At 66.2% G+C, this 21,155-nt stretch carries 19 protein-coding genes and 1 riboswitch; of the genes, 11 read left to right on the forward strand and 8 right to left on the reverse strand.

From position 1 onward, the window contains the following. Positions 1 to 8 precede the first annotated feature (8 nt). Both metK and ligB read left to right on the forward strand, forming a co-directional pair. Positions 9 to 1,199: a methionine adenosyltransferase gene (gene metK / locus ACAW63_RS02185; protein ID WP_371231362.1), complete on the forward strand. Its 1,191-nt coding sequence runs from the start codon at positions 9 to 11 to the stop codon at positions 1,197 to 1,199. Positions 1,200 to 1,347: 148 nt separating this feature from the next. Further along, positions 1,348 to 3,015, forward strand: a complete 1,668-nt coding sequence (ligB, locus tag ACAW63_RS02190) for an NAD-dependent DNA ligase LigB (RefSeq protein WP_371231364.1) — start codon at positions 1,348 to 1,350, stop codon at positions 3,013 to 3,015. Between the two features lie 5 nt (positions 3,016 to 3,020). On the opposite strand, the gene ACAW63_RS02195 is transcribed toward ligB, so the two are convergent. Next, positions 3,021 to 4,325, reverse strand: a complete 1,305-nt coding sequence (locus ACAW63_RS02195) for a ferric reductase-like transmembrane domain-containing protein (protein ID WP_371231365.1) — start codon at positions 4,323 to 4,325, stop codon at positions 3,021 to 3,023. A 175-nt stretch (positions 4,326 to 4,500) separates the two neighbouring features. Between ACAW63_RS02195 and ACAW63_RS02200 the strand changes: the two genes are divergently transcribed. After that, complete coding sequence (locus tag ACAW63_RS02200; protein WP_371231367.1) at positions 4,501 to 5,244, forward strand: metallophosphoesterase; 744 nt, start codon at positions 4,501 to 4,503, stop codon at positions 5,242 to 5,244. Positions 5,245 to 5,247: 3 nt separating this feature from the next. Here ACAW63_RS02200 and ACAW63_RS02205 read toward each other — a convergent pair whose 3' ends face one another. After that, positions 5,248 to 6,216, reverse strand: coding sequence for a PHB depolymerase family esterase (locus tag ACAW63_RS02205; RefSeq protein WP_371231369.1), 969 nt, complete (start codon positions 6,214 to 6,216; stop codon positions 5,248 to 5,250). Positions 6,217 to 6,355: 139 nt separating this feature from the next. On the opposite strand from ACAW63_RS02205, the gene ACAW63_RS02210 reads away from it, so the two are divergent. After that, complete coding sequence (locus tag ACAW63_RS02210) at positions 6,356 to 6,742, forward strand: DUF1090 domain-containing protein (RefSeq protein WP_371231371.1); 387 nt, start codon at positions 6,356 to 6,358, stop codon at positions 6,740 to 6,742. A gap of 210 nt (positions 6,743 to 6,952) precedes the next feature. Here the strand turns inward: ACAW63_RS02210 and ACAW63_RS02215 are convergent, their stop codons facing one another. Beyond that, positions 6,953 to 7,420 (reverse strand): cytochrome c, encoded by a 468-nt coding sequence (locus ACAW63_RS02215; protein ID WP_371231372.1) that lies wholly within the window; start codon positions 7,418 to 7,420, stop codon positions 6,953 to 6,955. Between the two features lie 141 nt (positions 7,421 to 7,561). After that, positions 7,562 to 8,392, reverse strand: a complete 831-nt coding sequence (locus ACAW63_RS02220) for an EamA family transporter (RefSeq protein ID WP_371231373.1) — start codon at positions 8,390 to 8,392, stop codon at positions 7,562 to 7,564. Between the two features lie 144 nt (positions 8,393 to 8,536). Here ACAW63_RS02220 and ACAW63_RS02225 point away from each other — a divergent pair, with 144 nt between their 5' ends. Both ACAW63_RS02225 and ACAW63_RS02230 read left to right on the forward strand, forming a co-directional pair. Next, complete coding sequence (locus ACAW63_RS02225) at positions 8,537 to 9,151, forward strand: LemA family protein (protein ID WP_371231375.1); 615 nt, start codon at positions 8,537 to 8,539, stop codon at positions 9,149 to 9,151. After that, entirely contained in the window at positions 9,148 to 10,131 is a 984-nt protein-coding gene (locus tag ACAW63_RS02230) for a YgcG family protein (RefSeq protein ID WP_371231377.1), read from the forward strand. The genes ACAW63_RS02225 and ACAW63_RS02230 overlap by 4 nt, the downstream gene beginning before the upstream one ends. Positions 10,132 to 10,145: 14 nt before the next feature. Here the strand turns inward: ACAW63_RS02230 and ACAW63_RS02235 are convergent, their stop codons facing one another. After that, a complete protein-coding gene (locus tag ACAW63_RS02235) occupies positions 10,146 to 10,553 on the reverse strand; it encodes an acyl-CoA thioesterase (RefSeq protein WP_015479269.1) in 408 nt (135 codons plus the stop codon). 105 nt (positions 10,554 to 10,658) lie between these two features. After that, on the reverse strand, positions 10,659 to 11,567 hold the full coding sequence (locus ACAW63_RS02240; protein ID WP_371231379.1) for a LysR family transcriptional regulator: 909 nt from the start codon (positions 11,565 to 11,567) through the stop codon (positions 10,659 to 10,661). A 226-nt stretch (positions 11,568 to 11,793) separates the two neighbouring features. On the opposite strand from ACAW63_RS02240, the gene ACAW63_RS02245 reads away from it, so the two are divergent. From ACAW63_RS02245 to ACAW63_RS02265, 5 genes are all read left to right on the forward strand, one after another. Further along, positions 11,794 to 12,975, forward strand: coding sequence for an acyl-CoA dehydrogenase (locus tag ACAW63_RS02245; RefSeq protein ID WP_371231381.1), 1,182 nt, complete (start codon positions 11,794 to 11,796; stop codon positions 12,973 to 12,975). 126 nt (positions 12,976 to 13,101) lie between these two features. Continuing rightward, entirely contained in the window at positions 13,102 to 14,325 is a 1,224-nt protein-coding gene (locus tag ACAW63_RS02250) for a CaiB/BaiF CoA transferase family protein (protein WP_371231383.1), read from the forward strand. Positions 14,326 to 14,518: 193 nt separating this feature from the next. Then, positions 14,519 to 14,631, forward strand: a riboswitch (S-adenosyl-L-homocysteine riboswitch). Between the two features lie 22 nt (positions 14,632 to 14,653). Continuing rightward, a complete protein-coding gene (gene ahcY, locus ACAW63_RS02255; RefSeq protein ID WP_275609016.1) occupies positions 14,654 to 16,063 on the forward strand; it encodes an adenosylhomocysteinase in 1,410 nt (469 codons plus the stop codon). Between the two features lie 98 nt (positions 16,064 to 16,161). Continuing rightward, a complete protein-coding gene (gene metF, locus ACAW63_RS02260; RefSeq protein ID WP_207882072.1) occupies positions 16,162 to 17,007 on the forward strand; it encodes a methylenetetrahydrofolate reductase [NAD(P)H] in 846 nt (281 codons plus the stop codon). A 154-nt stretch (positions 17,008 to 17,161) separates the two neighbouring features. Further along, positions 17,162 to 19,180, forward strand: coding sequence for a DEAD/DEAH box helicase (locus ACAW63_RS02265; protein WP_371231384.1), 2,019 nt, complete (start codon positions 17,162 to 17,164; stop codon positions 19,178 to 19,180). Positions 19,181 to 19,406: 226 nt separating this feature from the next. Here ACAW63_RS02265 and ACAW63_RS02270 read toward each other — a convergent pair whose 3' ends face one another. Both ACAW63_RS02270 and ACAW63_RS02275 read right to left on the reverse strand, forming a co-directional pair. Continuing rightward, positions 19,407 to 20,141: an amino acid ABC transporter ATP-binding protein gene (locus ACAW63_RS02270; RefSeq protein ID WP_331317927.1), complete on the reverse strand. Its 735-nt coding sequence runs from the start codon at positions 20,139 to 20,141 to the stop codon at positions 19,407 to 19,409. Continuing rightward, positions 20,134 to 21,096, reverse strand: coding sequence for an amino acid ABC transporter permease (locus tag ACAW63_RS02275; RefSeq protein ID WP_371231385.1), 963 nt, complete (start codon positions 21,094 to 21,096; stop codon positions 20,134 to 20,136). The genes ACAW63_RS02270 and ACAW63_RS02275 overlap by 8 nt, the downstream gene beginning before the upstream one ends. Positions 21,097 to 21,155 lie beyond the last annotated feature (59 nt).

A 21,155-nucleotide genomic window follows, 5' to 3' on the forward strand; every position in this document is an offset into this window, starting at 1 on the left:
ACCGTTAGATGAGCGAATACTCTGTTTTCACCTCTGAGTCCGTCTCCGAAGGCCATCCCGACAAGATCGCGGACCAGATTTCCGATGCGGTGCTCGACGCCATCATCGCCAAGGACAAATACGCCCGCGTGGCCTGCGAAACCCTGGTGAAGACCGGTGTGGCCATCATCGCCGGCGAAGTCACCACCTCCGCCTGGGTCGACCTGGAAGAGCTGGTGCGCAAGGTCATCATCGACATCGGCTACAACAGCTCCGACGTCGGCTTCGACGGCGCCACCTGTGGCGTGCTGAACATCATCGGCAAGCAGTCGGTGGACATCAACCAGGGCGTGGACCGCGCCAAGCCGGAAGACCAGGGCGCCGGCGACCAGGGCCTGATGTTCGGCTACGCCAGCAACGAAACTGACGTGCTGATGCCCGCGCCGATCTGCTTCTCCCACCGTCTGGTGGAACGCCAGGCCGAAGCCCGCAAGTCCGGCCTGCTGCCGTGGCTGCGTCCGGACGCCAAGTCCCAGGTCACCTGCCGCTACGAGAACGGCAAGGTAGTCGGCATCGACGCCATCGTGCTCTCCACCCAGCACAACCCGGAAGTCAGCTACAAGGACCTGCGCGAAGGTGTGATGGAGCTGATCATCAAGCACGTCCTGCCGGCCGAACTGCTGCACAAGGAAACCCAGTTCCACATCAACCCGACCGGCAACTTCGTGATCGGCGGCCCGGTGGGCGACTGTGGCCTGACCGGCCGCAAGATCATCGTCGACTCCTACGGCGGCATGGCTCGCCACGGCGGCGGCGCGTTCTCCGGCAAGGACCCGTCCAAGGTCGACCGTTCCGCTGCCTACGCCGGCCGCTACGTGGCCAAGAACATCGTTGCCGCGGGCCTGGCCGAGCGTTGCGAGATCCAGGTGTCCTACGCCATCGGCGTGGCCCAGCCGACCTCCATCTCGATCAACACCTTCGGCACCGGCAAGATCGGCGACGAGAAGATCGTCCAGCTGGTCCGCGAGCACTTCGACCTGCGTCCGTACGCGATCACCAAGATGCTCGACCTGCTGCACCCGATGTACCAGCCGACCGCGGCCTACGGCCACTTCGGCCGCAACCCGTTCGAAATGACCTACGGCGACGACACCTTCACCGCCTTCACCTGGGAGCGCACCGACAAGGCTGCCGCCCTGCGTGACGCTGCCGGCCTGTAAGGTCCGTCTTCGGAAAAGCCCCGCCTCGGCGGGGCTTTTTCGTTTCTGGCATCCGACACAGCGCACCGAATAATCCGCGCGCTCCTCGGCATCGTCCCCCACGGGCGGCCTCTAGGCTGACGGTCTCCCCGCAGCACGGACGCTCGCCATGCGCCGCCTGATCCTCGCCCTATCGATTTACCTGCCACTGACCGCTCTCGGCTGCCCGCAATGGACGCCCGAACAGGCCGCCAGTGAAGTACAGGCCCTGCAGACCCAACTGGCACAGTGGGACGACGCCTATCACAGACAGGGAAACTCCCCCGTCGCCGATGAGCTGTATGACCAGGCACGCGAACGGCTGCGGGAATGGCAGTCCTGCTTTCCGCAGATCCCAACGGCCGCCGATGCGCCCCTGGCCAGCAGCGCCGGTGAAGCCCGTCACCCGGTCGTCCATACCGGCCTCGACAAGCTCCCGGATGCCGCCGCCGTGCGCGGGTGGCTGACGAACCGCAGCGACCTATGGGTGCAGCCCAAGGTCGACGGCGTCGCGGTCACCCTGGTCTATCAAGATGGGCGGCTGCACCAGGCGATCAGCCGTGGCGATGGCATCGCGGGGCAGGACTGGACGGCCAACGCACGACAGATTCCCGCGATTCCCCAGCAGTTGCCCGGCGAGCGCGGCCGCCTGGTGCTGCAAGGCGAGCTCTACTGGCGTCTGCCGCAGCACGTGCAGGAGCGTCAGGGTGGACTGGGTGCACGCGGGAAAGCCGCCGGACTGATGGCGCGTACCTCGCTCGGCGGCGAAGGCGAGCGGATCGGCCTGTTCGTCTGGGAGCTACCGGAGGGCCCGCTGGACATGCCGGAGCGCCTGCAACGTCTACGGCAACTGGGCTTTTCCGACAGCGCCGATCTGACGAAGCCTGTCGCCAGATTCAGCGAGATCGAAGCCTGGCGCGAAGGCTGGTACCGCCAGCCACTGCCCTTCGCCAGCGATGGCATCGTCATCCGCCAGGGCCGGCGCCCGCCGGGCAGGAGCTGGAGCGCCCGGACACCGGGCTGGGCAGTCGCCTGGAAATACCCCCATCGACAGGCACTGGCCGAAGTCCGCCGGGTCGAATTCAAGGTCGGGCGCAGCGGCCGGGTAACGCCCGTGCTGCATCTGGAGCCGGTGGAGCTGGATGGGCGCAGCATCCAGCGCGTCAGCGCCAGCACCCTGAAGCGCTGGCGCAACCTCGACATCCGACCCGGCGACCAGGTCGCCATCGCCCTCGCCGGCCTGACCATTCCACGGCTGGACGGTGTGGTCTGGCGCTCGCCCACGCGCCGTGACGTTGCAGCGCCAGCGGACGGGCAGTACGGCGCCCTGACCTGCTGGCAACCGACGGAGGGCTGCGAAGAGCAGTTTCTAGCTCGACTGGAATGGCTGGGCGGCAAACAGGGACTCGCGCTTTCCGGCGTGGGGCCGGGCACCTGGCGGCGCCTGCACGAAGCCGAACTGCTACCGGGTATGCTCGACTGGCTGGAGTTGACGCCCGATCAGCTGTCGCAGGTGTCTGGCCTGGGCGAGCGCAGCGCGGCGAAGCTGCACCAGCAGTTCCAACTGGCCCGCCAGCGCTCATTCAGCACCTGGTTGCGTGCGCTCGGTGCGCCCTCTGTCGACGCCTTGCCGCCGGGAGAGGGCTGGACCGCCCTGGCCGCCCGCAGTGCGGAGCAATGGCAGACGCAACCGGGCATCGGCAAGGTGCGCGCCGTCCAGCTGGAAAGCTTCTTCAACACGCCGGACGTCATACAGCTGCGGAAACAATTGCACGACGTCGGCGTTGCCGGTTTCTGAGGGCCTCAGCGCATCCGGAAGGCTTCCTGATGGAAGCGGTTGCGCGGCATGCCCTGGCGGCGCAAATCACGCTGCAGCAGTTCGGCCAGCCCCTGCGGGCCGCAGAACCAGACGCTCGGCCAGCGCCCCTGGGGGCCGGGCTGCAGTTCGAGATCACTCGCCTGCAGGCGACCTTCGCTCTCGCTGTAGTGGATGCGCAGGTCGATGCGCGGCAGCCCACCGCACAGGTCACGCAGGCGCCCCGCGTAGATCGCGTCCGAGGGGGCACGCACGCAGTACAGCAACGTCACCTCCGGGCAGTCCTCGGGCTTGCCCTGCAAGGACTCCAGCCAGGCGAGGAACGGCGTGATGCCGATCCCGCCTGCAATCCACACCTGGCGCCCACCCTTGTCGCGGCGGAAGTCGAAGCGACCGTAGGGCCCCTCCACTTTCACCGGGTCGCCCACTCGCAGGCTGTCCTGCAAGCGCTGCGTATAGTCACCCAGCGCCTTGATGCTGAAGCGCACTTCGCCGTTGCCGAGGTCGGCGGACGACAGGGTGAAGGGATGCTGTCCTTCCAGGCGATCACAGGTCAGGAAGGCAAATTGTCCGGCACGATGCCGCCAGCGCCCCTGCAGCTTGCAGGTGACCTCGAGCATGCGCTCGCCGGGCCGCTCGACCGCCACCACGACACCCTCATGGGTGCGCTTGCGGCCAATCCGCCCGCTCAGCGACCAGAGCGCGCACAGGCTGCCCACGGCCGCACAGACCGCCACCAGCCAGCCGATCGGCTGCGCCCAGTAACCCGCCGGCGCCAGTACCACGGCGTGGAAGGCCAGCACCAGGTAAACCACCGCAAGGGTTTTGTGCACGTAGCGCCACAGGTGGTAGGGGAAACGTTGCCAGAGCGTGATCACCAGCATGGCCGCCAGCAGCCAGGCGGACCATTCGCCCAGGTCCTTGGCCGAGCCACGGAAGACGTCGAGGAAGGTCTCCACCCGCGGCCCCTTGGCCGGCTTGGTGAAGAACTCCGCGAGCAGCGGCCCGCCCAGTTCCAGCAGGTAGTGCAGCAGGCCGAGCACGATGGCGAGGATGCCCGCCCACTTGTGCGCCTGGTACATGCGGTCCAAGCCATCCAGCGGCCGCTCCAGCCAGGCGGGGCGCACCGCCAGCAACATGATCAGCGACATCAGGGCGAAGGCCGCGACGCCGGTGAACAGGATGGCCTGCTTGCGGACGACCCAGACGTCCAGGGTGGCCGGAGGGTCGATCAGCAAAGCCAGGCCGAAGGCCGCCGCGACGGCGGCCAGGATGATCCAGATGAGTTTCATGGAGGTCCTCCCAGACTGCTTTTCCAAGCGAAAACTGAAGGATTCTTCTGAATCATCCCTTAATTTCGTACGGGATTTACCCCAGGACTGGCCATGCCATGACTCAAGTCAAGGGCTGGGCAATCCAGGCAAGCCGCGCGCAGAATGAACACCCCCAGATGCTCCGTGACCGACCATGCGCCTGCGTATCCTTTCCGACCTTCACCACGAACACTTCCCAGGCGGCCGCACGCTGCCCGAGGCGGCTGCCGATGTGGTGATCCTAGCCGGCGACATCCACGAGCACCTGCAGGGGCTGCACTGGGCGCGCGAGGCGTTTCCCGACACCCAGATCGTCTACGTCGCCGGCAACCACGAGTTCTACCACTCCGACCTGCCGGAGCTGACCCAGTCCATGCGCAACCTGGCCCGCGCGCTGGATATCCATTTCCTGGAGAACGACGCCGTCGTGCTGGACGATGTGCGCGTGCTCGGCGCCACCCTGTGGACCGACTTCCAGCTCTATGGCGAACGTAGCGCGGAGCTTGCCGTCGAGCAGGCGCTGCAACTGATGCCGGACTTCCGCTGCGTGGACTATTTCACCCAGCCGTTCACGCCGGAAATGAGCCGCGACCTTTGCGAAGCCTCCTGCGAATGGCTGGCGGCCGAACTGGCGCAGCCCTTCGCCGGGCGCACCGTGGTGGTCACCCACCACGCCCCCTGCGGCCGTTCGATTCCCGAGCCCTATGTCGACGACAGCCTGTCGCCGGCCTTTGCCTCGAACCTCGAAGCCCTGGTGGAGCGCTGCGACCTGTGGGTGCACGGGCATGTCCACGAACGCCAGGACTACCGCATCGGCAAGGCCCGGGTGGTGGCCAATCCCGGCGCCTATCCGGGCGAGGACAGCGGCTTCGACCCCTGCTGGGTGATCGACCTCTGAGCCTCAGCGCGGCAGTTCGCTGAAGAACCGCCAGATCTCCGCCGGGCCGTCCAGGTCCGGGTCCGCCAGCCCCAGCAGGCGCGGCGGGCGATACACCGGTTGTGACAGCAGGTGCCCGCCGCCGTGCACCGTCACCAGCTCCACCGGTGCCGCGCCAGTCACGTTCCAGCGTTGCCGCTCCGTCCAGATCGGCCCGACCGAGGTCAACCGGTCCTGGGTTGGCTGGCCACTCTGGCCGTTACGTTTTGCCAGCGCCAGCGCGGATTCCTCCGCCGACAGCACTCGCCCCCGGTTGCCGAAGCCGAACAGCGTCACCACGCCGCCTGTGTAGGGATTGATCGGGTCGCGCGTGCCATTCATCAGCAAGGTTGCCTTGGGCTGCTGGGCGGGCTGACAGGCATCGTTGTCCGCGCTCGGCAAACTGGCAGCGATGGCGGCCACGCCATCGACCTTGTCGGCGGCTTCGGCGGCCATGCGCAGCGCCATCTGCCCGCCATTGGAATAACCGGCGATGAAGACGCGCGCAGGATCGACACCACGCTGGCGCTGCAGGCGCTCGATCATCGCCGAGAGGAAACCGACGTCGTCGATGTTCAGGCGGCGCGCGCTGTAGGTGGCGGCCTTGCGGCAATCGTTCCAGTGCCCCTCGACGCCGTCGGGATAGAGCACCAGGAAGCCGTCGCGGTCCGCCAGGGCATCGAAGCGATAGCCACTGTCACGACGCATCCGCTCGCCATTGCTCATGGAGCCGTGCAGCACCACCAGCAAGGCCGGCCGCTCGGCGAGCTGCCGCGGCGCATAGAGCACGTAGCTGCGCCGCCGCTCAGCGAGGCGGATCGAGGAGTCCTCGCTGGTCCCACTCAGCATCGGTCGTTGCCGCAGCTCCCCCGGCAGGTACCACCAGACTCCCACCAGCAGCAACATCACGAGCAACAGGATGAGTCCCTGCACGACGCGAATTGCGATACGCATGGCGTCTCTCTCCTCGCCCGCCCCACGGGCTTCGTGAACGTCGGCCTTGGTCCAGGACAACACGCGCGGCGTCACTCCATGACAAACTCTAGCCGTCACATTCGAACGTCTTAGTCTTTGGTAACCCAGGAATCCGAAAATGTTCCGATGCCCCGCCCTCATGGCCGCCCTCCTCGTCCTCGGCTGTGCCACGCCGCTGCTGGCCGCCGAGCCCCTGAGCGGCTGCGCCGCCAAGCAGGACGCCATCCGACGCCAGCTCGAAGAAGCCAAGGCCCACGGCAACGACAACCGGGTGGCCGGCCTGCAGACGGCGCTGGAAAAGGTGAGAACCTACTGCACCGACGCCGGCCTGACGCAGGAGCGCAAGCAGCGGGTGCTGGATGCGGAGCAGGACGTCAGCCGGCGCGAGAAGGACCTGCGCAAGGCGATGGACAAAGGCGATGCGCAGAAGATCGAGAAGCGCAAGAACAAGCTGGCCGAGGCCCGCGCCGAACTGGAGCAGGCCAAGCGCGAACTGGAGGAGTGATGCGTCTGTTCGCGGGTGTACGTCGTCACGCCGTGGCTCGTGGTCGACTCCGGAGCGCCCTGAGAGCAAGGTCAAACGGCGTATGACGTCGAACGTTATACGCCCTACGTTCCGGATATTCGCAGGGCCCAGTCAGCGGTCCGCAGGGTAATCCGCCCCCGGTCCGGGTTCGCGAGCACCGACCGCGAATCAGGCGCGCCCGCTATCGACTCAGAGCGCGCGGAATTTCTTGTGGCAGGCTTCGCAGGCGTCTTCCACCGCGGCGAAGTCCTTGCGCACGCCCTCGGGCGTCGGCGCGGCGTTGCGGGTGTTCTCGCCCAGGGCTCGGACAGCCTGCTGGAAGGTCTTGGCGTCGGCCTGGAACTCCAGCTGGCGCTGCCAGATTTCCGCCTTGGCGCGGGTGTCCTCGTTTTCCACCTGATCGGCCGGCGGCTGGGTGCTGGGGAAGTACTGCCAGGGCTTGTCCGCCAGTTCGCCCAGCTTGGCCGAGCCGGCGCGAAACTTGTCCGCGTCGAAAGGGATGCGACCGCGCAGCATGCCGCCCATGTCCTCGCTGGTCTTGAGCATCTCCTTGAACACCACCTGGCGCTTGGCTTCCGGCGAGTTGGGGTCCAGGCGATGGCAACCGGCGAGTGCCGCGCCGGCGAGCAGCAGAACGAACAGGGTCTTCAGCTTCATGGGAGAACTCTTGTAGGACGGCGAAACACGGAAGCGCCGGATTATCCGCCCCGATTTCCGAATGATCCAGAGCATGGGGAAGCGGCTGCGGCTATCCGCCGCAGCCGCTTGGACTTCGTTCAGCCGCCGTTCAGCCAGCCATCAGAGCTTCATCACCAGCATCCCCGCCAGCACCAGGCTGCACGCCGCCAAGCGCGGCAGGCCGAAGGGCTCCTTGAGGAAGCGCATGCCGAACAGTACCACCAGCAGCACGCTGGTCTCGCGCAGGGCCGCGGCCTCGGCGATGGAGCCCAGCTGCATGGCCCAGAGCACCAGCCCGTAGCTGAGCAGCACGCAGAGACCGACGCTGATACCGAGCTTCCAGTCGTTGATCCAGAATTTCGCGAAAGCGCGGGTGCGGCCGACCATGGCCATCACCGGGAACGGCAGGCCGGAGAGCAGCGACAGCCAGACCAGGTAGTCCAGCGGCCGTGGCCAGAGTTTCAGCGCGTTGCCGTCGATCCAGGTGTAGCTGCCGATGCACAGGCCCATGAGCAGCACGGTGGGATAGGCGATCCACGGCAACTTCGAACCGCCGCCGCCCTTGAGCAGGAACAGCATGCCCAGCGGGATCAGCAGGATGCCGAGGATCTGCTTGCCGGTCAGCTGCTCGCCGCCGAAATACAGGGTCAGCGCCAGCACCACCAACGGCGAGAGACCACGCATCAGCGGATAGACCAGCCCCAGGTCGCCGACCTTGTAGGCCTGGATCAGCAGCACCCGGTAGACCAGCTGCAAGGACACGGCGGCCAGCAGCCAGGGCCAGACCTCGGCGGGCGGAATCGCGATCCAGGGCAGCAGGGCCAGCGCGGCGCCCAGGCCGACCATGTCCATGCAGGCGACCACCAGCAGGCGGTCATTGCTGAATTTGACGAGGGTGTTCCAGGTGGCGTGCAGCAGGGCGGCCAGCAGCACCAGGGTAGTGGCGAGCACGGAATGACTCCTGGTATATACCAGATCGATTCTACCCTGAGCGCCCCTACCGCCGGCAAGCGCCCGCGCTTTCGGACATTTCCCGCTGCGTACTCGGCCGGAACTGGCCTAGACTGGGCATTTCCGCCTGCACGAGCCCTTGCCATGCCACGTCTGATCAAGTTCCTGACCTGCTATATCCTCGTCACCCTGCTCTCCGGCTGCGGCTACAACGCCATGCAGGCCGGCGACGAACAGGTGAAGGCCGCCTGGTCGGAAGTCCTCAACCAGTACCAGCGCCGCGCCGACCTGGTGCCCAACCTGGTCAGCACCGTGAAGGGCTATGCCGCCCACGAAGCCAGCGTACTGACCCAGGTGACCGAGGCCCGCGCCAAGGTCGGCAGTACCACGCTCAATGCCGAGCAGTTGGGCGACGAAGCGGCGGTCCGGCGCTTCCAGCAGGCCCAGGGCGAGCTGAGCTCGGCGCTTTCGCGCCTGCTGGTGGTCTCCGAGAACTATCCGCAGCTCAAGGCCGATGGCCTGTTCAAGGACCTGCTGACCCAGCTGGAAGGCACCGAGAACCGCATCACCGTCGCCCGTGGCCGCTACGTGAAAGCCGTGCAGGCGTACAACGTGCTGATCCGCCAGTTCCCGGAGGTCATCACCGCGAAAGTCCTCGGCTACCAGCCCAAGGCCAACTTCAGCGTGGAGAACGAAGCCGCCATCTCGACCGCGCCTAAAGTGGACTTCGGCAACGCCCCGGCGCAGCCCGCACAATGATCCTGGCGCGCGGGCTGCTGGCCGCCCTGCTGCTGTGCTGGGCGGCCCTGTTGCAGGCCGCGCCGGTCGCCATCCCGCCGCTTGCCGCCCGCGTCACCGACCTCACCCGGACGCTCGACGGCGCGCAGCGCAGCCAACTGGAAAGCCAGCTCGCCGCCCTGGAACAGCGCAAGGGTGCACAACTGGCGGTACTGATGATTCCCAGCAGCGGCGACGAAAGCATCGAGGAATACGCGGTGCGCGCCTTCGAACAGTGGAAGCTGGGGCGCAAGGGCGTGGACGACGGCGTCCTGCTGGTGGTTGCCAAGAATGACCGCGCATTGCGCATCGAGGTCGGCTACGGACTGGAAGGCACCATTACCGACGTGCAGGCCGGGCGCATCATCCGCGAGACCATGATCCCGCACTTGCGCAACGGTGATTTCGCCGGCGGCATCCAGGCCGGCGTAGACAGCCTGATCGCTCTGATCGAACCTCCAGCCCCAGCCGAGCCCGAGGAGGCCGGGTCGGATCAACTGCCGCAGACGGGCCCGGTGACCAGCTACAGCGACGCCTATTCCAACCGCAATACCAGTACAGCCGAGGAAATCCCGCCCGCACGCCTCCTCGGGCTGCTCGCCCTGCTGGTCTGCGTGCCCCTGCTCGGCCTGCTGCTGCCGGTGCAGTGGATGCGCCAGCGCAGCATGGGCCGCTACCTGCTGTGCAGCCTGGTGGTCGGTGGCGCGGCCTCGGCGGTGCTGCTGGTCAGCGAAGCGAATCCCGACGCGCTACAGCATCAACTGGTCGGGGCCTTCTCGATCCCGCTGGTGCTGTACATCTTCTTCCTTCCACCGATGTGGCTGACCATGGGCGTGCTGCAGCTGCTGATGTCGATCCTCAGCTCAATCGGCCGCGGCGGCGGTGGCCGCGGTGGTGGCGGTGGCGGATTCCGAGGTGGCGGCGGTTCCAGCGGCGGCGGCGGGGCCTCCGGCCGCTGGTAAGCGCCACAGATCGGTCAAGGCTGCGGGATGGCGTCGTCCTTGAACTGGTCCTTGATGTACTTGATCTCGGTGCGACCGTGGGGCGCCGGCTGGCCGTCCGGGCCGATGTTCACGAAGACCATCTTGTCGACCGTGAGGATGCTCTTGCGGGTGATCTTGTTGCGCACTTCGCAGGTCAGGGTGATCGAGGTGCGGCCGAACTCGGTGGCGGTGATGCCCAGTTCGATGATGTCGCCCTGGCGCGCGGAACTGACGAAGTTGATCTCGGAGATGAACTTGGTGACCACGCGCTGGTTACCCAGCTGGACGATGGCGTAGATCGCCGCTTCTTCGTCGATCCATTTCAGAAGGCTGCCGCCGAACAGGGTGCCGTTCGGGTTGAGGTCTTCAGGCTTGACCCATTTGCGGGTGTGGAAATTCATGGAAGCTCCTTCTTGGGAGGTTGCGCCTCGTGAGCGCGATGACGGGCGAAGCCCCGCCGGCTATGCAAGTCTGGCCCGGATTGCCACCGCTCGTGCTGCCCTGGCTCAGCCAAGGCCGGCTTCGGCGCGGTACCGCGCGGCCTCATCGACCAGCCAGTCGCGGAAAGCACCCAGGGTCGCCGATTCCACCTTGCGTTCGGGAATCATCAGGTAATAGGCATTTTCGCTCAAATAGGCATGTTGCATCGGCACGATAAGCCGCCCGTCGGCCAGCTCGCGCTGGATCAGCATCGGCGGGATCAGCGCCACGCCCATGCCGTGCATGGCCGCCTGAGCGAGCATGGAGAACAACTCGTAACGGGTGCCGCTCATGTCTTGGGCGACGCTCATGCCCAGCGAACCGAACCACTGGCGCCAGGCGTAGGGCCGGGTGGTCTGCTGCATCAACGGCAGCTCGGCGATCTGTGCGGCGGACAGCTCCCTGCGCCCGCCGAGCAGCTCGGGGCTGCAGACCGGTACCGGGTTCTCGTGCATGAGGAAGTTGGCCACAGTACCGGACCACACGCCGTCGCCGAAATACAGCGCCGCATCGAACTCGGTGTCGGCGAACAGGAAGGGCCGGGTGCGGTTGGTCATGTTGACCGTCACGTCCGGGTGCAGGCGCTTGAAGTCCTTGAGCCGTGGCAGCAGCCACTGGGTGGCGAAGGTCGGTACCACCGCCAGTTCCAGCGCGCCGCCGCCCTGCTGGCCCATCACCGCCAGGGTGTCGCGTTCCACCGCGTCCAGGCGCGCAGCGACCCGGCGGCTGTAGTTGAGCCCGGCCTCGGTCAGCTTCACCCCGCGCCGCGAACGGCGGAACAGCTCGACGCCGAGGAACTCTTCCAGCGCGGCGATCTGCCGACAGATGGCGCTCTGGGTCAGCGACAGCTCCTCGGCGGCCTTGGTGAAACTTTCGTGGCGGGCGGCGGATTCGAAGGCGACCAGCGCAGCGGTGGTCGGGATCTTGCGTCGCATCGAATGCCTCTTCGGAATCTCGTGATGCGAGCGGGCCACGCAAAACGCCTTAAATAGAGGCAGCAAGGCATAAACACGCATCAGCAATGCAATGACGGAGTGAAAAAATAGCACAACAGCGTGCGAATTAGTCAGTTGCCCGGCTTCCCGACGGCTGACTAGGATGGCCCACACCGTACCCGCCTAGACTTGTCGGGTCCTTCACTGTCTGTTCCGAGGTTTCTCCATGGCCACCAAAGCAAGCTTCAACTGGGAAGATCCGCTGCTGCTGGATCAGCAACTCACCGAAGAAGAGCGCATGGTGCGCGACAGCGCCTACCAGTTCGCCCAGGACAAGCTGGCTCCGCGCGTACTGGAAGCCTTCCGCCACGAGCAGACCGACCCTGCGATCTTCCGCGAGATGGGCGAAACCGGCCTGCTCGGCGCGACCATCCCCACCGAATACGGCGGCAGCGGCCTGAACTACGTGTGCTACGGCCTGATCGCCCGCGAGGTCGAGCGTGTCGACTCCGGCTACCGCTCCATGATGAGCGTGCAGTCCTCCCTGGTGATGGTGCCGATCTACGAGTTCGGCAACGAAGCCACCCGCCAGAAGTACCTGCCGAAACTCGCCAGCGGCGAGTGGATCGGCTGCTTCGGCCTGACCGAGCCGAACCACGGTTCCGACCCGGGCTCGCTGATCACCCGCGCTCGCAAGGTCGACGGCGGCTACCGCCTGACCGGCAACAAGATGTGGATCACCAACAGCCCGATCGCCGACGTCTTCGTGGTCTGGGCCAAGGATGACGAAGGCCAGATCCGCGGCTTCGTCCTGGAAAAAGGCTGGGAAGGCCTGAGCGCCCCGGCGATCCACGGCAAGGTCGGCCTGCGCGCCTCGATCACCGGCGAGATCGTGATGGACAACGTGTTCGTCCCCGAAGAAAACGCCTTCCCTGAAGTGCGTGGCCTGCGCGGTCCGTTCACCTGCCTGAACTCCGCCCGCTACGGCATCTCCTGGGGCGCCCTGGGCGCTGCCGAAGCCTGCTGGCACACCGCCCGCCAGTACACCCTGGACCGCAAGCAGTTCGGCCGCCCGCTGGCCGCCAACCAGCTGATCCAGAAGAAGCTGGCCGACATGCAGACCGAGATCACCCTCGCCCTGCAAGGCTGCCTGCGCCTGGGCCGGATGAAGGACGAAGGCACCGCTGCGGTGGAAATCACTTCGATTATGAAGCGCAACAGCTGCGGCAAGGCCCTGGACATTGCCCGCATGGCCCGCGACATGCTCGGCGGCAACGGCATCTCCGACGAGTTCGGCGTAGCCCGCCATCTGGTCAACCTGGAAGTGGTGAACACCTACGAAGGTACCCACGACGTCCACGCGCTGATCCTCGGCCGTGCCCAGACCGGTATCCAGGCGTTCTTCTAAGCGCCTCGCGCCGATCCAGCACCTGGATCGGCGCACGTTTTACCTCTCTCCCGAGAGGCCCCGGGGAGGACCGTGGCGTCCCCGCACTGCGACCTCCCCGCCCCCACTCACGTTGCAGGTGACTCCATGTCCGGTGCCCTTTCGCACATTCGTGTCCTCGACCTATCCCGCGTTCTCGCCGGCCCCTGGGCCGGGCAGATCCTCGCCGACCTCGGTGCGGAAGTGATCAAGATCGAGCGCCCCGGCAGCGGCGACGACACCCGCGCCTGGGGCCCGCCGTTCCTCAAGGACGCCGAGGGCCGCGACACCAGCGAAGCGGCGTATTACCTGTCCGCCAACCGCAACAAGAAATCCCTGACCATCGACTTCACCCAGCCCGAAGGCCAGCGCCTGGTGCGCGAACTCGCCGCCAAGGCCGACATCGTGCTGGAGAACTTCAAGGTCGGCGGGCTGAAGGCCTACGGCCTGGACTATGAGTCGCTGAAAGCGATCAACCCGAAGCTGATCTACTGCTCGATCACCGGCTTCGGCCAGTTCGGCCCCTACGCCAAGCGCGCCGGCTACGACTTCATGATCCAGGGCCTGGGCGGCCTGATGAGCCTCACCGGCCGCTCCGACGCCGAGGAAGGCGCCGGTCCGGTGAAGGTCGGCGTGGCGCTGACCGACATCCTCACCGGCCTGTACTCGTCCACCGCGATCCTCGCCGCCCTCGCCCACCGTGATGTCAGCGGCATCGGCCAGCACATCGACATGGCGCTGCTGGACGTGCAGGTGGCCTGCCTGGCCAACCAGACCCTGAACTACCTGACCACCGGCAACCCGCCGCGCCGCCTGGGCAATGCGCACCCGAACATCGTGCCGTACCAGGACTTCCCCACCGCCGACGGCGACTTCATCCTCACCGTCGGCAACGACGGGCAATTCCGCAAGTTCGCCGAGCTAGCGGGCCACCCGGAATGGGCTACCGACGAGCGCTTCGCGACGAACCAGGCGCGGGTGGCGCACCGCGACGTGCTGATCCCGCTGATCCGCCAGTCCACCGTGATGCGCACCACCGCCGAGTGGATCGCCGTACTGGAGCAGGCCAGCGTGCCGTGCGGCCCGATCAACGACCTGTCGCAGGTCTTCGCCGACCCGCAGGTGATCGCCCGCGGCCTGCGCGTGGACCTGCCGCATCCGCTGGCCGGCACGGTGCCGCAGGTGGCCAGTCCGATCCGCCTGTCCGAGACGCCCGTGGAGTACCGCAACGCACCGCCGACCCTCGGCCAGCACACCCGCGAGATTCTCGAAGGCGTACTCGGCCTGGACGAAGCGGCCATCGGCAAGCTGCGCGAAAGCGGCGTCATCTGATTGCACGGCCCGCACAGGCGGGCCGCTACCGGGCATCTCCTGACTGGCTTCCAGCGCCGGGTTTTCACGGCCCCGTCGCTGGAAGCCGGCGGAGATCACCGTCGGCAGACCGGCGGCGCACGCCGGACTTGGGCGATGCCCAAGGCGCCGCTATAATCGCCCGCTCAAGCGACTTCCCGGTCGCTCCCGCCTTCCGTCCGAGGGGCGCTGCAGCAGGTCACACTCCATGACTTGTCAGGCTCGAACGGAGCGCGCGCGCAACACTGATAACCAGTGTTGTAAACGCATCAACGGCGCCCATTCGCAGACAACGAATGGAGAGTTACGCATGAGCGCTGTCATGACGCCTGCCGGTTTCACCGATTACAAAGTCGCCGACATTTCCCTGGCCGCCTGGGGCCGCCGCGAGCTGATCATCGCCGAGTCCGAAATGCCGGCACTGATGGGTCTGCGCCGCAAGTACGCCGGCCAGCTGCCGCTCAAGGGCGCGAAGATCCTGGGCTGCATCCACATGACCATCCAGACCGGCGTGCTCATCGAGACCCTGACCGCACTGGGCGCCGAAGTGCGCTGGTCGTCCTGCAACATCTTCTCCACCCAGGACCAGGCCGCCGCCGCCATCGCCGCCGCCGGCATCCCGGTGTTCGCCTGGAAAGGCGAGACCGAGGAAGAGTACGAGTGGTGCATCGAGCAGACCATCCTCAAGGATGGCCAGCCGTGGGACGCCAACATGGTGCTGGACGACGGCGGCGACCTGACCGAGATCCTTCACAAGAAATACCCGGCGATGCTGGAGAAGATCCACGGCATCACCGAAGAGACCACCACCGGTGTGCACCGTCTGCTCGACATGCTCAAGGCCGGTACCCTGAAAGTCCCGGCGATCAACGTCAACGACTCGGTCACCAAGAGCAAGAACGACAACAAGTACGGCTGCCGTCACAGCCTGAACGACGCCATCAAGCGCGGCACCGACCACCTGCTGTCGGGCAAGCAGGCCCTGGTGATCGGCTACGGCGACGTGGGCAAGGGCTCGGCCCAGTCCCTGCGTCAGGAAGGCATGATCGTGAAGGTCTCCGAAGTCGACCCGATCTGCGCCATGCAGGCCTGCATGGACGGCTTCGAAGTCGTCTCCCCCTACAAGAACGGCCTGAACGATGGCAGCGAAGCCAGCGTTGATGCCGCCCTGCTGGGCAAGATCGACCTGATCGTCACCACCACTGGCAACGTCAACGTCTGCGACGCCAACATGCTCAAGGCGCTGAAGAAGCGCGCCGTGGTGTGCAACATCGGTCACTTCGACAACGAGATCGACACCGCCTTCATGCGCAAGACCTGGGCCTGGGAAGAGGTCAAGCCGCAGGTGCACAAGATCCACCGTACCGGCAAGGACGGCTTCGATCCGCACAACGACGACTACCTGATCCTGCTGGCCGAAGGTCGCCTGGTGAACCTGGGCAACGCCACCGGCCACCCGTCGCGCATCATGGACGGCTCCTTCGCCAACCAGGTGCTGGCGCAGATCCACCTGTTCGAGCAGAAGTTCGCCAACCTGTCCGCCGCCGAGAAGGCCCAGCGTCTGACCGTCGAAGTGCTGCCCAAGAAGCTCGACGAAGAAGTGGCGCTGGAGATGGTCAAAGGCTTCGGTGGCGTGGTCACCCAGCTGACCAAGCAGCAGGCCGACTACATCGGCGTGACCGTGGAAGGCCCGTTCAAGCCGGACACCTACCGTTACTAAGAGCAGCCGCAAGCTGCACGCCACAAGCTGCAAGCCGGCCCAGCCCGGCTTGCAGCTTGAAGGCTGACGCTTGACGCTGGGAAGGGAACCTTCTCCATATGTCTCAAGAACGCCGTTTCAGCTTCGAGTTCTTCCCCGCCAAGACCGAAGCCGGCCACGAAAAACTGCTGGCCACCGCGCGCCAGCTGGCCGCGTACAAGCCTGACTTCTTCTCCTGCACCTACGGCGCCGGCGGCTCGACCCGCGACCGCACCCTGAGCACCGTGCTGCAGCTCGACGGCGAAGTGCAGATCTCCACCGCCCCGCACCTGTCCTGCGTCGGCGACACCAAGGCCGAACTGCGCGCCCTGCTCGCCCATTACAAGGATGCCGGCATCCGCCGCATCGTCGCCCTGCGCGGCGACCTGCCCTCGGGCATGGGCATGGCCAGCGGCGAACTGCGCTACGCCAACGAGCTGGTGGAGTTCATCCGCGCCGAAACCGGCGATCACTTCCACATCGAAGTTGCCGCCTATCCGGAAGTTCACCCGCAAGCGCGCAATTTCGAGGATGATTTGGCGAATTTCGTGCGCAAGGTCAAAGCCGGCGCCGACTCTGCCATCACACAATACTTCTTCAACGCCGACAGCTACTTCCATTTTGTCGAGCGTGCGGAGAAACTTGGTGTCAGCATTCCGGTCGTACCGGGTATCATGCCGATCACCAACTACACCAAGTTGGCCCGCTTCTCCGACGCCTGCGGCGCGGAAATCCCCCGCTGGATTCGCAAGCAGCTGGAAGCCTACGGCGACGATATCGCCAGCATCCAGGCCTTTGGTGAGCAGGTCATCACCGAAATGTGCGAACGCCTCCTCGAAGGCGGCGCACCCGGTCTGCACTTCTACACCCTGAACCAGGCTGAACCCAGTCTGGCGCTCTGGAACAACCTCAAGCTCCCCCGCTGAGGATCATTGCTCCGGGCTTACCGTCCGCGATCCCGGCCAGCGCAAAGCCGGCGTATCGTGGACGGAGTGCTCCCAGCCCATGGCTGAGCGCTCGCCCCGAGCTTGAAATCACGCGCCCTCGAGCCGGCAGGTCGCCGGCCTACAGGAACCCCGCATGTCCTTCTCTTCCCTCGGTCTCTCCGAGGCCCTGGCTGGCGCCGTTGAAGCCGCCGGCTACGCGCGCCCCACCCCCGTTCAGGAACGCGCCATCCCCGCCGTTCTGCAAGGCCGCGACCTGATGGTTGCCGCCCAGACCGGTACCGGCAAGACCGGCGGCTTCGCCCTCCCGGTGCTCGAGCGCCTGTTCCCCGAAGGTCACCCCGACCGCGAACACCGCCACGGCCCGCGCCAGGCGCGCGTCCTGGTACTGACCCCGACCCGCGAGCTGGCCGCCCAGGTGCATGACAGCTTCAAGGTCTACGCCCGCGACCTGCCGCTCAAGAGCGCCTGCATCTTCGGCGGCGTCGGCATGAACCCGCAGGTCCAGGCCGTCTCCAAGGGCGTCGACGTGCTCGTCGCCTGCCCCGGTCGCCTGCTCGACCTGTGCGGCCAGGGCAGCATCGACCTGTCCCACGTGGAAATCCTGGTTCTCGACGAAGCCGACCGCATGCTCGACATGGGCTTCATCCACGACGTGAAGAAGGTCCTCGCCAAGCTGCCGCCCAAGCGCCAGAACCTGCTGTTCTCGGCGACCTTCTCGAAAGACATCGTCGACCTCGCCAACAAGCTCCTGCACAACCCGGAGCGCATCGAGGTCACCCCGCCGAACACCACCGTCGAGCGCATCGAACAGCGCGTGTTCCGCATTCCCGCCGTACAGAAGCGCGTCCTGCTGGCGCACCTGGTGACCGTGGGCGCCTGGGAACAGGTGCTGGTATTCACCCGCACCAAGCACGGCGCCAACCGCCTGGCCGAGTACCTGACCAAGCACGGCCTGCCGGCCGCCGCGATCCACGGCAACAAGAGCCAGAACGCGCGCACCAAGGCCCTGGCCGACTTCAAGGCCAACGATGTGCGCATCCTGGTCGCCACCGACATCGCCGCCCGCGGCCTGGACATCGATCAGTTGCCCCATGTGGTCAACTACGAGCTGCCCAACGTCGAGGAAGACTACGTCCACCGCATCGGCCGTACCGGCCGCGCGGGTCGTACCGGTGAGGCCATCTCGCTGGTGGCGCCGGACGAAGACAAGCTGCTCAAGGCCATCGAGCGCCTGACCAAGCAACGCATCCCCGACGGCGACATGCAGGGCTTCGACCCTGACACCGTGTTGCCAGAAGTCCAGCTGCCCGAGCCGAAAGAGGCGCCGCAGCGCCAGCCGCGCAAGGACAAGGCCAAGCGCGGCGAGCGCAAGGACCGCAGCAAGGAAAAATCCCAGCAGCCGCAGGCCGAAGAGCAGCAGAACACCGCCGCTCCCGCTGTCGGTGAAGCCGCTGAAGGCGACAAGCCCGCCGGCAAGCGCCGCCGCCGTGGTGGCCGTGGCAAGAAGAAGGGTGACGGCCAGGGCAGCGACGCCCAGCCCAACGCCAATGCCCAGCCGCGTCAGCAGGGCCAGGGCCGCCAACAGCAGCAGCCGAAGCCCCAGCGCGCGCCGAAGGTCGATCCGGACCGCGATCCGGAAGAATTCCTCGACGACGATTTCGACAACTTCGGCAACCGCGCCGACTACGTCAGCCCCTTCCCGGACAAGGACCAGCCGCGCGGCCAGCGCCGCCGTGGTGGTCAGGGCCAAGGCCAGAACCAGGGTCAGGGCCAACAGCGCGCCCGCGGCCAGGGTGGTCAGGGCGGCGGCCAGGGCAACGGTCAGAACCGTGGCCAGGGCCAAGGTCAGGGCCGGGCCGCGAAGAAACCCAATGGCAGCGGTCGCGGTCAGGGCCAAGGCCAGGGCGGCAACGGCCAGGGCAAGCCAGGTCAGCGCAAGCGCGGCGGCAAGGCTCCGGCCTCGCGAATGAACGATGCCCCGCTGCGCGAGCCGAGCGAGTACGGTGCCGCCAAGCCGACCCGCCAGCCGGTGGTAATCAACAAGCGCGACCTGGTCCGCAGCGACCGCTTCCCCACTGCCGAGCAGCTGGAAGAGCTGGAACCGCGCCGCAAGACCGAGCGTCCGGCGCTGCTGACCCGCAACCGCGACTGATGCTGATTAGAGAGACCGCCCTTCGGGGCGGTTTCTTTTTGCCCGGGAGTTATGGGGCTCCCTGGATACCGGAAGGCTTTTCGTAGGAGCGAGATTGCCCGCGAACTGAGTCCGCAGCGGAGCTTGTTCGCGAGCAAGCTCGCTCCTACAAGAGCCGCGCCCTCGCACACCGAACAAGCACAAAAAAGCCGCCCGAAGGCGGCTTTTTGCCCAACGGCACCGAGCCTCAGAGCACCTGCCGCAGGAAAGTCTGCGCACGCGGGTCCTGGGGCTGGGCGAAGAACTGCGCGGGCGGCGCGTCCTCCAGCAGCTTGCCGTGATCGAAGAACAGCACGCGGTCGGCCACTTCGCGGGCGAAGCCCATTTCGTGGGTGACGCAGACCATGGTCATGCCTTCCACGGCCAGGGTCTTCATCACATCGAGCACCTCGCCGACCATCTCCGGGTCGAGCGCCGAGGTCGGCTCGTCGAACAGCATCACCTTCGGGTCCATGCACAGCGCACGGGCAATGGCCACGCGCTGCTGCTGGCCGCCGGAGAGGCGCGACGGGTACTCGTTGGCCTTCTGGCCGATGCCGACCTTGGCCAACAGCGCCTTCGCTTTCTCCTCACGCTCGGCCTTGCCGCGCTTGCGCACGACTTTCTGCGCCAGGCACAGGTTCTCCAGCACGGTCATGTGCGGGAACAGGTTGAAGTGCTGGAACACCATGCCGACTTCGCGGCGGTAGGCATTGATGTCGGTCTTCGGGTTGGCCAGGTCGACGCCGTCGATGCTCACCGAGCCGGAATCGAACTCCTCCAGACCATTCAGGCAGCGCAGGAAGGTGGACTTGCCCGAGCCGGACGGGCCGATCACCACCACTACTTCACCCCTGGTCACGCCAGTAGTCACGTCATCGACCGCACGAACGACTTGGCCGCGGGTATCGAAGACCTTGGTCAGGTTACGAACTTCAATCACTTTGGCCGAGCCTCCGTTCCAGACGGCCTGCCAGGTGCGACAGCGGCAGGTTGATCACAAGGTAGAGCGCCGCGACGCAGAACCAGATCTCGAAGGTAGAGAACGAGGTGGTGATCGCTTCGCGGCCGCTCTTGGTCAGTTCAGTGATGGCGATTACCGAGACCAGCGAGGTGTCCTTCACCAGGCTGATGAACTGCCCGGCCAGCGGTGGCAGCACGCGCTTGAAGGCCTGCGGCAGGATCACGTGGCGCATCGACTGCGCGGCGTTGAGGCCCAGGGAGCGCGCCGCCTCGTCCTGGCCACGGGCTATGGACTGCACACCGGCACGGACGATCTCGGCAACGTAGGCGCCGGTGAACAGCGCCAGCGCGGCCACCCCGGCGAACTCGCGGGAGAGGTTCAGCACGGTGCCGATGAAGAAGTAGAAGATGAAGATCTGCACCAGCAGCGGCGTGCCGCGCACCAGCTCGACGTAGAGGGTCGAAAGGTCGTGCAGGGTGGGGTTCTTCGACAGGCGGCAGAGACCGGCCAGCAGGCCGATCAGCAGGCCGATGGCGCCGGAGATGAAGGAAATCCACAGCGTGGTCCACAGGCCCCAGGACAACGGCCCGGCCGCCCAATGGCGCTGCACGCCGACCACATCGCCCTCGGCGACATCGTCATTCTCGGCGAACTGCAGGCTGTCGGCGGCCACGCTCAGCACCTGCTGCTGGCCATCCTCGCCCTGCAGAGTGACGCGCGCGTCGTGCCCGGTCTGTTCGATCCTCTCCACCCGCGAGATGCCCTCGGCCCGCTGCGGCTCCTCCGCCTGGTAGGCGAAGTACTGCGGGACGCGGTTCCAGCGCCACTCGTAGGAAATCAGCGAAGTGGAGTACCAAAGCCCGAAGCCGATCAGCAGGATGATCAGGCCGGTCAGCCCATGCCAGGGCCAGGTTGCGCGTTTCGTTCTAGCCACGAATCTCTACCGTGAAAATGCGAACGCGCAGGCCAGGGCCTGCGCGTCGGGTCAACCAG

Origin of the sequence: Pseudomonas sp. QE6 (genome assembly GCF_041379005.1) — a bacterium.
GTDB lineage: Bacteria > Pseudomonadota > Gammaproteobacteria > Pseudomonadales > Pseudomonadaceae > Pseudomonas.

Bases quoted from the DNA above. Each gene is read 5' to 3' on its own strand.
- ACAW63_RS02205 (WP_371231369.1), bottom strand. From the start codon at position 6,216: ATGCGTATCGCAATTCGCGTCGTGCAGGGACTCATCCTGTTGCTCGTG.
- ACAW63_RS02225 (WP_371231375.1), top strand. From the start codon at position 8,537: ATGCCACGTCTGATCAAGTTCCTGACCTGCTATATCCTCGTCACCCTG.
- ACAW63_RS02265 (WP_371231384.1), top strand. From the start codon at position 17,162: ATGTCCTTCTCTTCCCTCGGTCTCTCCGAGGCCCTGGCTGGCGCCGTT.
- ACAW63_RS02195 (WP_371231365.1), bottom strand. From the start codon at position 4,325: ATGAAACTCATCTGGATCATCCTGGCCGCCGTCGCGGCGGCCTTCGGC.
- ACAW63_RS02230 (WP_371231377.1), top strand. From the start codon at position 9,148: ATGATCCTGGCGCGCGGGCTGCTGGCCGCCCTGCTGCTGTGCTGGGCG.
- ACAW63_RS02210 (WP_371231371.1), top strand. From the start codon at position 6,356: ATGTTCCGATGCCCCGCCCTCATGGCCGCCCTCCTCGTCCTCGGCTGT.
- ACAW63_RS02245 (WP_371231381.1), top strand. From the start codon at position 11,794: ATGGCCACCAAAGCAAGCTTCAACTGGGAAGATCCGCTGCTGCTGGAT.
- metK (WP_371231362.1), top strand. From the start codon at position 9: ATGAGCGAATACTCTGTTTTCACCTCTGAGTCCGTCTCCGAAGGCCAT.
- ACAW63_RS02215 (WP_371231372.1), bottom strand. From the start codon at position 7,420: ATGAAGCTGAAGACCCTGTTCGTTCTGCTGCTCGCCGGCGCGGCACTC.
- ACAW63_RS02250 (WP_371231383.1), top strand. From the start codon at position 13,102: ATGTCCGGTGCCCTTTCGCACATTCGTGTCCTCGACCTATCCCGCGTT.
- ACAW63_RS02235 (WP_015479269.1), bottom strand. From the start codon at position 10,553: ATGAATTTCCACACCCGCAAATGGGTCAAGCCTGAAGACCTCAACCCG.
- metF (WP_207882072.1), top strand. From the start codon at position 16,162: ATGTCTCAAGAACGCCGTTTCAGCTTCGAGTTCTTCCCCGCCAAGACC.
- ahcY (WP_275609016.1), top strand. From the start codon at position 14,654: ATGAGCGCTGTCATGACGCCTGCCGGTTTCACCGATTACAAAGTCGCC.
- ligB (WP_371231364.1), top strand. From the start codon at position 1,348: ATGCGCCGCCTGATCCTCGCCCTATCGATTTACCTGCCACTGACCGCT.
- ACAW63_RS02240 (WP_371231379.1), bottom strand. From the start codon at position 11,567: ATGCGACGCAAGATCCCGACCACCGCTGCGCTGGTCGCCTTCGAATCC.
- ACAW63_RS02200 (WP_371231367.1), top strand. From the start codon at position 4,501: ATGCGCCTGCGTATCCTTTCCGACCTTCACCACGAACACTTCCCAGGC.